The organism is Kosakonia sp. S42, from assembly GCF_016624785.1.
GTDB lineage: Bacteria > Pseudomonadota > Gammaproteobacteria > Enterobacterales > Enterobacteriaceae > Kosakonia > Kosakonia cowanii.
Map to the genome: position 1 here is coordinate 322,556 of NZ_JACVTW010000003.1, position 13,000 is coordinate 335,555.

General features: G+C 55.8%; 10 protein-coding genes. All 10 read left to right on the forward strand.

The genetic code is table 11. The features are described from left to right. Positions 1 to 7: 7 nt before the first annotated feature. On the forward strand, positions 8 to 865 hold the full coding sequence (cdsA, locus tag IAE50_RS07095) for a phosphatidate cytidylyltransferase (protein ID WP_076768871.1): 858 nt from the start codon (positions 8 to 10) through the stop codon (positions 863 to 865). Positions 866 to 876: 11 nt separating this feature from the next. Next, positions 877 to 2,226, forward strand: a complete 1,350-nt coding sequence (gene rseP / locus IAE50_RS07100; RefSeq protein ID WP_054802823.1) for a sigma E protease regulator RseP — start codon at positions 877 to 879, stop codon at positions 2,224 to 2,226. 31 nt (positions 2,227 to 2,257) lie between these two features. Then, on the forward strand, positions 2,258 to 4,672 hold the full coding sequence (gene bamA, locus IAE50_RS07105) for an outer membrane protein assembly factor BamA (RefSeq protein WP_200579907.1): 2,415 nt from the start codon (positions 2,258 to 2,260) through the stop codon (positions 4,670 to 4,672). Between the two features lie 114 nt (positions 4,673 to 4,786). Further along, on the forward strand, positions 4,787 to 5,281 hold the full coding sequence (skp, locus tag IAE50_RS07110; RefSeq protein ID WP_023480303.1) for a molecular chaperone Skp: 495 nt from the start codon (positions 4,787 to 4,789) through the stop codon (positions 5,279 to 5,281). A 3-nt stretch (positions 5,282 to 5,284) separates the two neighbouring features. After that, positions 5,285 to 6,313 (forward strand): UDP-3-O-(3-hydroxymyristoyl)glucosamine N-acyltransferase, encoded by a 1,029-nt coding sequence (lpxD, locus tag IAE50_RS07115; protein ID WP_200134270.1) that lies wholly within the window; start codon positions 5,285 to 5,287, stop codon positions 6,311 to 6,313. Positions 6,314 to 6,486: 173 nt separating this feature from the next. Next, positions 6,487 to 6,942 carry a 3-hydroxyacyl-ACP dehydratase FabZ gene (fabZ, locus tag IAE50_RS07120; protein WP_023480493.1) on the forward strand — a complete coding sequence of 152 codons (456 nt, stop codon included), beginning with the start codon at positions 6,487 to 6,489 and terminating at the stop codon, positions 6,940 to 6,942. 3 nt (positions 6,943 to 6,945) lie between these two features. After that, positions 6,946 to 7,734, forward strand: coding sequence for an acyl-ACP--UDP-N-acetylglucosamine O-acyltransferase (gene lpxA, locus IAE50_RS07125; protein WP_200579908.1), 789 nt, complete (start codon positions 6,946 to 6,948; stop codon positions 7,732 to 7,734). Beyond that, entirely contained in the window at positions 7,734 to 8,882 is a 1,149-nt protein-coding gene (gene lpxB / locus IAE50_RS07130; protein ID WP_200579909.1) for a lipid-A-disaccharide synthase, read from the forward strand. Before lpxA ends, lpxB begins: the two co-directional genes overlap by 1 nt. Then, positions 8,879 to 9,475 carry a ribonuclease HII gene (rnhB, locus tag IAE50_RS07135; protein WP_200579910.1) on the forward strand — a complete coding sequence of 199 codons (597 nt, stop codon included), beginning with the start codon at positions 8,879 to 8,881 and terminating at the stop codon, positions 9,473 to 9,475. Before lpxB ends, rnhB begins: the two co-directional genes overlap by 4 nt. Before the next feature lie 37 nt (positions 9,476 to 9,512). Then, positions 9,513 to 12,995: a DNA polymerase III subunit alpha gene (gene dnaE / locus IAE50_RS07140; protein WP_094419397.1), complete on the forward strand. Its 3,483-nt coding sequence runs from the start codon at positions 9,513 to 9,515 to the stop codon at positions 12,993 to 12,995. Positions 12,996 to 13,000: the final 5 nt, after the last annotated feature.

Sequence of the window (13,000 nt, forward strand, 5' to 3'; positions counted from 1 at the left end):
GTTGCTTTTGCTGAAGTATCGCCTGATTTCTGCGTTTGTATTGATACCCATTGTTATCGCGGCGCTTTTTTTGCTGCCACCGGTGGGATTTGCGATTATCACTCTCGCCGTCTGCATGCTCGCCGCATGGGAATGGGGTCAGCTGAGCGGCTTAACCTCGCGCACGCAGCGCGTGTGGCTGGCGGTGCTCTGTGGGCTGCTGTTAGCGCTGATGCTGTTTACGCTGCCGGAGTATCATCACAACGTTCACCAGCCGCTGGTTGAAGGCTCGCTTTGGGCCTCTCTGGTGTGGTGGCTGGCGGCATTGGGGCTGGTGCTGGGTTATCCGGCCTCTGCGGCGCTGTGGCGCAACTCTAAAGCGCTGCGCCTGCTGTTTGGCGTTCTCACCATCATTCCCTTCTTCTGGGGCATGCTGGCGCTGCGGGTCTGGCACTATGAGGTCAACCCCTACAGCGGCGCAATCTGGTTGCTCTACGTCATGATCCTTGTCTGGGGCGCGGACTCGGGTGCTTATATGTTTGGCAAACTGTTTGGCAAACATAAGCTGGCACCGAAGGTATCGCCCGGTAAAACCTGGCAGGGTTTCCTCGGCGGGTTGCTGACCGCAGGGATCATCTCATGGGGCTACGGCGCATGGGCCAACCTCGAAGTGGCGCACTCAACGCTGCTGATCTGCTCTGTGGTGGCCGCGCTTGCTTCGGTGCTGGGCGATTTAACCGAGAGCATGTTCAAGCGTGAAGCCGGCATTAAAGATAGTGGTCATCTTATTCCAGGCCACGGCGGTATACTGGATCGCATTGACAGCCTGACGGCGGCGGTTCCCGTATTTGCCTGTCTGTTACTGCTGGTTTTCAGGACGATTTGACGGAAGGTTTTATGCTGAGCATTCTCTGGAATCTGGCGGCGTTCATTATTGCGCTTGGTGTTTTGATCACGGTGCATGAATTTGGCCATTTCTGGGTTGCTCGCCGCTGCGGCGTCCGCGTCGAGCGCTTCTCCATTGGTTTTGGTAAAGCGCTCTGGCGCCGCTTCGATAAGCAGGGCACCGAATTTGTTATCGCCCTGATCCCGCTGGGCGGTTACGTCAAAATGCTCGATGAGCGCGTCGAGCCGGTCGCCCCGGAGATGCGCCACTTCGCGTTTAACAACAAAACCGTTGGCCAGCGCGCCGCAGTGATCGCGGCGGGTCCCATCGCCAACTTCATCTTCGCTATCTTCGCCTACTGGCTGGTGTTTATCATCGGCGTCCCTGGCGTTCGCCCGGTAATTGGTGAAATAACGCCCAACTCTATCGCTGCAAGCGCGCAAATTGCACCCGGCACGGAACTTAAAGCCATTGACGGTATCGAAACGCCTGATTGGGATGCAGTGCGCTTACAGCTGGTGTCAAAAATCGGTGACAGTCAGACGACCGTCAGCGTGGCACCTTTCGGCAGTAACAATCGACAGGATAAAGTGCTGGACCTGCGCCACTGGACCTTTGCGCCTGATAAGGACGATCCGGTGATGTCGCTGGGGATTCGGCCGCGCTCCGCGCAGCTGGAACCGGTGCTCGCTGAAGTCCAGAGCGGTTCCGCCGCCAGCAAAGCAGGTTTGCAAGCAGGCGACAGGATCGTTAAAGTCGAGGGTCAGCAGTTAACGCAGTGGACCACCTTTGTCACGCTGGTGCGGGACAACCCCGGTAAGGCGTTAGCGTTAGACGTGGACAGGCAGGGGACTCCCTTGTCCGTCACACTGGTACCGGATACAAAACCCGGTAACAAGGCAGAGGGTTTTGCGGGCGTGGTGCCCAAAATTATCCCGCTGCCGGATGAATATAAGACAGTACGCCAGTACGGGCCTTTCAGCGCCATCGCCGAAGCCACGGGTAAAACCTGGCAGTTGATGAAGCTGACGGTCAGTATGTTGGGGAAATTGATCACCGGTGATGTAAAACTGAACAACCTCAGTGGGCCGATCTCTATCGCCCAGGGGGCTGGGATGTCAGCAGAGTTCGGGTTGATTTACTACCTGATGTTCCTCGCTTTGATAAGCGTGAACTTAGGCATTATCAACCTGTTCCCGCTCCCCGTTTTAGACGGCGGACATCTGCTGTTTTTAGCGATTGAGAAGCTGAAAGGCGGACCGGTATCCGAGCGAGTTCAAGACTTTAGTTATCGCATTGGCTCTATTTTGCTGGTGTTGTTAATGGGGCTTGCACTTTTCAATGATTTCTCTCGCTTGTAAGAGAGTTTGTTAGGAAGAACGCATAATAACGATGGCGATGAAAAAGTTGCTCATAGCGTCGCTGCTGTTTAGCAGCGCCACCGTATACGGTGCTGAGGGGTTCGTAGTGAAGGATATTCATTTCGAAGGCCTACAGCGTGTCGCCGTTGGTGCGGCCCTCCTCAGTATGCCAGTACGTCCAGGCGATACGGTGAATGATGAAGACATCAGTAACACCATTCGCGCACTGTTTGCCACTGGCAACTTTGAGGATGTTCGTGTCCTGCGTGATGGCGATACCCTTCTCGTTCAGGTGAAAGAACGCCCGACAATCGCCAGCATCACCTTCTCCGGCAACAAGTCGGTAAAAGATGACATGCTGAAACAGAACCTTGAGGCTTCTGGCGTGCGTGTTGGCGAATCACTGGATCGCACCACCCTCTCTGATATTGAAAAAGGGCTGGAAGATTTCTACTACAGCGTCGGTAAATACAGCGCCAGCGTAAAAGCTGTCGTCACGCCGCTGCCGCGTAACCGCGTCGATCTTAAGCTGGTCTTCCAGGAGGGGGTCTCCGCGCAGATCCAGCAGATCAACATCGTCGGTAACCACGCGTTTTCGACCGAACAGCTGATCTCTAACTTCCAGCTGCGCGATGAAGTGCCATGGTGGAACGTGGTTGGCGATCGTAAATACCAGAAGCAGAAGCTGGCGGGCGATCTTGAAACCCTGCGCAGCTACTACCTGGATCGCGGTTATGCCCGTTTCAACATTGATTCGACGCAGGTTAGCCTGACGCCGGACAAAAAAGGCATCTACATTACCGTTAACGTCACCGAAGGCGATCAGTACAAGCTTTCTGGCGTGCAGGTTGCCGGCAATCTGGCGGGCCACTCAGCGGAAATTGAAGGCCTGACCAAAATTCAGCCGGGCGAGCTCTACAACGGCACCAAAGTGACCAAAATGGAAGACGATATTAAAAAGCTTCTGGGTCGCTATGGTTATGCCTATCCGCGCGTACAGTCTCAGCCTGAGATTAATGACGCCGATAAGACCGTTAAGCTGCATATCAACGTCGATGCGGGTAACCGTTTCTACGTGCGTAAGATCCGCTTTGAAGGCAATGACACCTCGAAAGATACCGTTCTGCGTCGCGAAATGCGCCAGATGGAAGGGGCATGGCTCGGCAGCGATCTGGTCGATCAGGGTAAAGAGCGTCTGAACCGTCTCGGCTACTTTGAAACCGTCGATAGCGAAACGCAGCGTGTTCCGGGCAGCCCGGACCAGGTTGATGTGGTCTACAAAGTTAAAGAGCGTAACACCGGTAGCTTCAACTTTGGTGTCGGTTACGGCACGGAGAGCGGCGTTAGCTTCCAGGTCGGCGTGCAGCAGGATAACTGGTTAGGTACCGGTTACTCTGTCGGCATCAGCGGCACCAAGAACGACTACCAGACCTACTCGGAACTCTCGGTTACCAACCCGTACTTCACGGTTGATGGCGTGAGCCTCGGCGGTCGTCTGTTCTACAACGACTTTAAAGCGGACGACGCGGACCTCTCATCCTACACCAACAAAAGTTATGGTCTGGATGGCACGCTCGGGTTCCCGATCAACGAATACAACACGCTGCGCACCGGCTTAGGCTACGTGCACAACAGCCTGTCGAAGATGCAGCCGCAGATCGCCATGTGGCGTTATCTCGACTCCGTGGGGCAGAATGCCAGCACCAGGGATGACAGCAACGGCTACTCGGCGGATGATTTCACCTTCAACTATGGCTGGACGTATAACAACCTTGACCGCGGTTACTTCCCGACGAAAGGTTCACGCGTCAACCTGAACGGTAAAGTGACGATTCCGGGCTCCGATAACGAGTTCTACAAAGTCACTGTCGATACCGCGTCCTACTTCCCGATTGACGAGGATCACAAATGGGTGGTTCTGGGTCGTACACGTTGGGGCTATGGCGACGGTATCGGTAGCAAAGAAATGCCGTTCTATGAGAACTTCTATGCAGGTGGTTCCAGCACCGTGCGCGGCTTCCAGTCCAATAACATTGGTCCGAAAGCGGTCTACTACGGCGGCAGCGGTCTGGAAAACTGTAACACTACCACGTCGAAATTCTGTAAGTCTGACGATGCGGTGGGCGGTAACGCAATGGGTGTTGTCAGCGCCGAGCTGATCACGCCAACGCCGTTTATCAGCGAGAAGTATGCTAACTCTGTACGTACCTCCTTCTTCTGGGATGCGGGCAGCGTATGGGATACGAACTGGCAAAATACCGCGGAGATGAAAGCGCTGGGTATTCCGGATTATAGCGATCCGAGCAATATCCGCATGTCTGCCGGTATCGCATTACAATGGATGTCCCCATTGGGGCCGTTGGTCTTCTCCTACGCCCAGCCGTTTAAAAAGTACGATGGAGACAAAGCGGAGCAGTTCCAGTTTAACATCGGTAAAACCTGGTAACGCCGCACTGCAAAGGAATGCGCAAGCAGTGTAGTGATGGCTGCGGCTTCGAAGAAGCCCAGCCTCGCAAAGAGCTGTACCTCCGGGTACAAACGGGATGGTAAGGAGTTAATTGTGAAAAAGTTGTTATTAGCTGCAGGTTTAAGTCTGGCAATGGCCGCGTCGGCTCAAGCTGCTGACAAAATTGCGATTGTTGATATGGGTAACCTGTTACAGCAGGTCGCACAGACTTCCGGCGTTTCTCAGACCATGAAAAACGAATTCGGCGGCCGTGCCAACGAACTGCAGAGCATGGAGTCCGACCTGCAAGCAAAAGCACAGCGTTTGCAGCGCGACGGTTCTACCATGAAAGCGAGCGAGCGCAGCAAACTGGAAAAAGATATCACTTCCGGTCGCCAGGCATTCGCTCAGAAAGCGCAGGCTTTTGAGCAGGATCAGGCCCGCCGCTCTAACGAAGAGCGCGGCAAGCTGGTCACCCGCATCCAGTCCGCAGTGAAGAAAGTCGCTGCCGATCAGGGTGTGGATCTGGTTATCCCTGCCAATGCCGTTATTTACAACAGCAATGATGTAAAAGACATCACCGCTGATGTACTGAAACAGGTTAAATAAGTAATGCCTTCAATTCGACTCGCTGATTTAGCTCAGCAGTTGGATGCAGAATTACACGGTGATGGCGATATCGTCATCACCGGCGTTGCGTCCATGCAATCTGCCGAAGCAGGTCATATCACTTTCATGGTAAATCCTAAATACCGTGAACACCTGGCCGCATGCCAGGCCTCTGCCGTTGTAATGACGCAGGACGATCTTCCTTTTGCCCACAGCGCCGCACTGGTCGTGAAGAACCCTTATCTGACCTACGCGCGTATGGCACAAATTCTTGATACCACGCCGCAGCCTGCGCAGAACATCGCGCCTGGCGCCGTTATCGATCCGACCGCGACGCTGGGCAGCAATGTCTCTATCGGCGCGAATGCGGTGATTGAATCCGGGGTGACCCTCGGCGACAACGTCGTGATCGGCCCTGGCTGCTTCGTGGGGAAAAATACGAAAATTGGCGCAGGATCGCGTCTTTGGGCCAACGTATCTATTTACCATGAGATTGAGATCGGTGAGAACTGCCTGGTTCAATCGGGGACGGTAATAGGTTCGGATGGCTTTGGTTATGCTAACGATCGCGGAAATTGGGTGAAAATCCCGCAACTTGGTCGCGTAATCATCGGCAACAATGTCGAGATTGGCGCATGTACCACCATCGACCGCGGCGCGCTTGATGACACCCGTATCGGTAACGGCGTAATTATCGATAACCAGTGTCAGATTGCACATAACGTTGTGATTGGCGACAATACCGCCGTTGCCGGTGGCGTCATCATGGCAGGCAGCCTGAAAATTGGCCGTTACTGCATGATTGGCGGAGCCAGCGTAATCAACGGGCATATGGAAATTTGCGACAAGGTTACGGTAACGGGGATGGGTATGGTGATGCGTCCTATCACTGAGCCAGGCATTTATTCTTCCGGCATTCCGTTACAACCCAATAAAACGTGGCGAAAAACCGCAGCCCTGGTGATGAATATCGACGAGATGAGTAAGCGTTTGAAAGCTGTCGAACGCAAGATAAATCAACAAGACGACTAATTCATTCACCTGACGCTTGTACACAAAAGCGTTCGGGTTAACAGAAAAAGCGACAAAACGCCTCTGCAACTCGACGCATAAAGTGTATATACTCCCCGGCCTGTTGGCATTCTCAGGAATGTCGCGGGCCGTGTTATTATTGCTTTTTTGTATATTTAGACAGGAAGAGTATTTTGACTACTGACACTCATACTCTGCACATTGAAGAGATCCTGGAGCTTCTGCCGCACCGCTACCCGTTCTTACTGGTAGATCGTGTGCTGGATTTTGAAGAGGGTCGTTTTCTGCGCGCAGTCAAAAATGTTACGGTAAACGAACCGTTTTTCCAGGGCCACTTCCCTGGCAAACCGATTTTCCCGGGCGTGCTGATCCTCGAAGCAATGGCGCAGGCAACCGGTATTCTGGCGTTTAAAAGCGTCGGTAAACTGGAACCGGGTGAGCTGTACTACTTCGCCGGTATCGACGAAGCGCGCTTCAAGCGCCCCGTTGTGCCTGGCGACCAGATGATCATGGAAGTCACTTTCGAGAAAACGCGCCGTGGCGTGACCCGCTTTAAAGGGGTTGCTATGGTTGACGGTAAAGTTGTTTGTGAAGCTACTATGATGTGTGCACGTAGCCGGGAGGCCTGATACGTGATTGATAAAACCGCCTTTATTCATCCTACCGCCATTGTTGAAGAGGGTGCCGTCATTGGCGCCAACGTTCATATTGGCCCGTTTTGTATTGTGGGACCTCACGTCGAAATCGGCGAAGGGACCGTACTGAAATCTCAGGTTGTTGTTAACGGCCACACCAAAATCGGTCGTGATAACGAGATTTATCAGTTCGCCTCCATCGGTGAAGTGAACCAGGATCTGAAATATGCTGGTGAACCGACCCGCGTGGAAATTGGCGATCGCAACCGCATTCGCGAAAGCGTCACCATCCATCGTGGCACAGTACAGGACGCTGGACTGACGAAGGTGGGCAGCGATAACTTACTGATGATCAACTCGCACGTTGCGCATGACTGCATTATCGGTAACCGCTGCATCCTCGCGAATAATGCAACGCTGGGCGGCCACGTCACAATCGGTGATTTTGCGATCATCGGTGGCATGACGGCAGTTCACCAGTTCTGCATTATTGGCGAGCACGTGATGGTTGGCGGCTGCTCCGGCGTCGCGCAGGACGTACCGCCTTATGTCATTGCTCAGGGCAACCATGCCACGCCGTATGGCGTGAACATCGAAGGCCTGAAACGCCGTGGCTTCAGCCGCGAAGCGCTGGTGGCTATCCGTAACGCGTACAAATTGCTCTATCGCAGCGGTAAAACGCTCGACGAAGCAAAACCGGAGATTGCCGAGCTTGCCGCGAAGCACCCGGAAGTTGATGCGTTTATGCAGTTCTTCGAGCGCTCGACGCGTGGCCTGATCCGTTAATGGTCGACAAGCGTCCGCTTACGATAGCCCTTGTCGCCGGAGAAACCTCCGGCGATATTCTTGGTGCCGGTCTTATCCGCGCACTGAGAGCGCGCGTGCCCAACGCCCGTTTTGTTGGCGTTGCCGGCCCGCGTATGCAGGCTGAAGGGTGTGAAGCCTGGTATGAGATGGAAGAGCTGGCGGTGATGGGGATCGTCGAAGTGCTTGGCCGTCTGCGTCGCCTGCTGCATATCCGCGCTGATTTGACCCGTCGATTCAGCGAGCTGCAACCCGATGTGTTTGTCGGGATTGATGCGCCGGACTTTAACATTACCCTTGAGGGTAATTTAAAAAAACGCGGCATCAAAACGATTCACTACGTCAGCCCGTCTGTCTGGGCGTGGCGACAAAAGCGCGTTTTCAAAATTGGTAAAGCGACCAATCTGGTATTGGCGTTTCTCCCTTTCGAAAAAGCGTTTTACGACCGGTTTAATGTTCCATGCCGCTTTATCGGGCACACCATGGCCGATGCCATGCCGCTCGATCCCGATAAAAATGCGGCGCGCGCGCATCTGGGGATTAGCCCGCAGGCGCGCTGCCTGGCGCTGCTGCCCGGCAGCCGTGGTGCCGAAGTCGAGATGCTCAGCGCCGACTTTTTGCGTACCGCGCAGCTGCTGCGTGAGCGCTACCCGGAGCTGGAAGTGGTGGTTCCGCTGGTCAATGCGAAACGCCGCGAGCAGTTTGAGCGCATTAAAGCGGAAGTCGCGCCTGATTTGACGGTGCACCTGCTTGATGGCCAGGCGCGGGAAGCGATGATCGCCTCCGATGCCGCGCTGCTGGCCTCCGGCACTGCGGCGCTGGAGTGCATGCTGGCGAAATGCCCGATGGTGGTCGGCTATCGTATGAAGCCCTTCACCTTCTGGCTGGCGAAACGGCTGGTGAAAACGCCCTATGTTTCCCTGCCGAACTTGCTCGCCGGGCGCGAAGTGGTTAAAGAGCTGTTGCAGGAAGAGTGCCAGCCGCAGGCGTTGGCGAGCGCACTGGAACCGCTGCTGGCGAACAGTGAAACCCGCCATGAAATGCATGATCTGTTTCGCGAGCTGCATCAGCGCATCCGCTGTAATGCCGATGAACAGGCAGCGGACGCGGTACTGGAGTTAGCAAAATGATTGAGTTTGTTTATCCGCACACGCATCTTGTTGCGGGTGTGGATGAAGTAGGGCGCGGCCCGCTGGTCGGCGCGGTTGTGACGGCGGCGGTGATCCTCGATCCCGCTCGGCCAATTGTGGGTCTCAACGACTCAAAAAAACTCTCCGAAAAACGCCGTTTGTCGCTCTTTGATGAGATTAAAGAGAAAGCGCTGGCCTGGAGTCTCGGCCGCGCGGAGCCGCACGAAATCGATGAGCTTAATATTCTGCACGCCACGATGCTGGCGATGCAGCGCGCTGTCGCCGGGCTTGCTATCAAGCCGGAATATGTGCTGATTGACGGCAACCGTTGCCCGGCGCTTGCCATGCCATCCATGGCGGTGGTGAAAGGCGACAGCCGCGTGGCGGAAATCAGCGCGGCGTCGATTATCGCCAAAGTCACGCGCGATGCCGAAATGGCCGCGCTGGATGCGATCTTCCCGCAGTATGGCTTTGCACAACATAAAGGCTATCCCACGGCTTTTCATCTGGAAAAGCTGACGGAGTATGGCGCAACCGAGCATCACCGACGCAGCTTTGCGCCGGTCAGGCGCGCGTTGGGCGTCGTCTCCTGACTCTTAAGAACGTGAAACTACAGGCTGGAATTGAATAATGGCTGAACCACGTTTCGTACACCTGCGGGTGCATAGCGACTACTCCATGATTGACGGGCTGGCGAAAACCGGGCCGCTGGTGAAGAAGGCGGCCGCCCTTGGCTCGCCCGCGCTGGCGATCACCGATTTCACCAACCTCTGCGGTCTGGTGAAGTTCTACGGAACGGCGCACGGTGCCGGGATCAAGCCCATCGTCGGCGCTGACTTCCACGTGCAGTGCGATCTGATTGGTGACGAGCTGACGCAGCTTACCGTCCTCGCCGCCAACAATACCGGCTACCAGAACCTGACGCTGCTGATTTCGCGCGCTTATCAGCGCGGCTACGGCGCGGCGGGACCCTATATCGATCGCGACTGGCTGATTGAGCTTAACGAAGGGCTGATCCTGCTCTCCGGCGCGCGCATGGGCGACGTCGGCAAAAGCCTGCTGCGCGGTAACAGCGCGCTGGTCGAGCAGTGCCTCGATTTCTATAAAACCCATTTCCCGGATCGCTACTATCTGGAGCTGATCCGTACCGGTCGTCAGGACGAAGAGAACTACCTGCACGCGGCGGTCGCGCTGGCGGAAGCGCAGGGGGTGCCGGTTGTCGCCACCAACGATGTCCGCTTCCTCGAAGAGGGCGACTTTGACGCCCATGAAATTCGCGTCGCCATCCACGACGGCTTTACCCTCGACGATCCCAAACGCCCGCGTAACTACTCGCCGCAGCAATATATGCGCAACGAAGAGGAGATGTGCGAACTCTTCTCTGATATTCCGGAAGCGCTGGAAAACAGCGTCGAAATTGCAAAACGCTGTAACGTCACCGTGCGCCTCGGCGAGTACTTTCTGCCGCAGTTCCCGACCGGGGATATGACCACTGAAGATTTCCTGGTTGTGAAATCGAAAGAGGGGCTGGAAGAGCGACTCGAATTCCTCTTCCCCGATCCGGCAGTGCGCGCCGAGAAACGCCCGCCTTACGACGAGCGCCTCGACATTGAGCTCCAGGTTATTAACCAGATGGGCTTCCCGGGCTACTTCCTGATCGTTATGGAGTTTATCCAGTGGTCGAAAGATAACGGCGTGCCCGTTGGGCCTGGACGTGGTTCCGGTGCCGGGTCGCTGGTCGCCTATGCGCTGAAGATCACCGATCTTGACCCGCTGGAGTTTGACCTGCTGTTCGAACGTTTCCTTAACCCGGAACGTGTCTCGATGCCCGACTTCGACGTCGACTTCTGCATGGAGAAACGTGACCAGGTGATCGAGCACGTGGCGGATATGTATGGCCGCGACGCGGTGTCGCAGATCATCACCTTTGGTACCATGGCGGCGAAAGCGGTTATCCGCGACGTTGGCCGTGTGCTGGGCCACCCCTATGGCTTTGTCGACCGTATCTCCAAGCTGGTGCCGCCCGATCCGGGCATGACGCTGGCAAAAGCGTTTGAAGCGGAACCGCAGCTGCCGGAGATCTACGAAGCCGATGAAGAGGTGCGGGCGCTGATCGACATGGCGCGCAAGCTGGAAGGGGTGACGCGTAACGCCGGTAAACACGCCGGTGGTGTGGTGATCGCGCCAACTAAAATTACCGACTTTGCACCGCTTTACTGCGATGAAGCCGGGCAGCATCCGGTTACCCAGTTTGATAAGAACGATGTGGAATACGCGGGCCTGGTGAAGTTCGACTTCCTCGGCCTGCGTACGCTCACCATCATCAACTGGGCGCTGGAGATGATCAACGCCCGGCGCGAGAAGCAGGGCGAGCCGCCGCTGGATATCGCCGCCATCCCGCTTGAAGACAAGAAGAGCTTCGACATGCTGCAACGCTCGGAGACCACGGCGGTCTTCCAGCTTGAATCCCGCGGCATGAAGGATCTGATTAAGCGTCTGCAGCCGGACTGCTTCGAAGATATGATCGCACTGGTGGCGCTGTTCCGCCCCGGTCCGCTGCAGTCGGGCATGGTAGATAACTTTATCGACCGTAAGCACGGGCGCGAAGCGATCTCCTACCCGGACGTGCAGTGGCAGCACGAGAGCCTGAAGCCGGTGCTGGAGCCGACCTACGGCATTATCCTGTATCAGGAACAGGTAATGCAGATTGCTCAGGTGCTCTCCGGTTATACCCTCGGCGGCGCGGATATGCTGCGTCGTGCGATGGGTAAGAAGAAGCCGGAAGAGATGGCCAAGCAGCGCTCCATTTTTGAAGATGGCGCGAAGAAAAACGGCATCGATGGCGAACTGGCGATAAAAATTTTCGACCTGGTGGAGAAATTCGCCGGGTATGGATTTAACAAATCGCACTCCGCCGCCTATGCTTTGGTTTCCTACCAGACCCTGTGGCTGAAAGCGCACTATCCGGCCGAGTTTATGGCGGCGGTAATGACTGCCGATATGGACAACACCGAGAAAGTGGTCGGGCTGGTGGATGAGTGCTGGCGCATGGGGCTGAAGATCCTGCCGCCGGACATTAACTCCGGGCTCTACCACTTCCACGTCAACGACGACGGTGAGATCGTCTACGGTATCGGCGCGATCAAAGGCGTGGGCGAAGGGCCGATCGAAGCGATTATCGAAGCGCGTAACAACGGCGGTTACTTCCGCGAGCTGTTCGATCTCTGTGCGCGTACCGATATCAAAAAGCTCAATCGCCGGGTGCTAGAAAAGCTGATTATGTCCGGGGCGTTCGACCGCCTTGGCCCGCATCGTGCGGCGCTGATGAACTCGCTGGGCGATGCGCTGAAAGCGGCCGATCAGCACGCGAAAGCGGAAGCGATCGGCCAGGCAGATATGTTCGGCGTGCTGGCGGAAGAGCCGGAGCAGATCGAGCAATCCTACGCCAGCTGCCAGCCGTGGCCGGAGCAGGTTCAGCTTGAGGGCGAGCGGGAGACGTTGGGGCTTTACCTGACGGGACACCCGATCAACCAGTATTTAAAAGAGATAGAGCGCTATGTCGGAGGCTACAGGCTGAAAGACATGCATCCGACCGAACGTGGGAAGGTCACCACGGCGGCCGGGCTCGTCATTGCTGCGCGGGTTATGGTCACCAAGCGCGGCAATCGTATCGGCATCTGTACGTTGGATGACCGTTCCGGGCGTCTTGAAGTGATGTTGTTCACTGACGCGCTGGATAAATACCAGCAGTTGCTGGAAAAAGACCGCATACTCATCGTCAGCGGACAGGTCAGCTTTGATGACTTCAGCGGTGGGCTTAAAATGACCGCCCGTGAAGTCATGGACATTGACGAGGCCCGTGAAAAATATGCCCGCGGGCTTGCTATATCGCTGACGGACAGGCAAATTGATGACCAGCTTTTAAACCGACTCCGTCAGTCTCTGGAACCCCACCGTTCGGGAACCATTCCAGTACATCTCTATTACCAGAGGGCGGATGCGCGCGCGCGGTTACGCTTCGGCGCAACCTGGCGTGTCTCTCCGAGCGATCGTTTACTTAACGATCTGCGTGGCCTCATTGGTTCGGAGCAGGTGGAACTGGAGTTTGACTAATACAG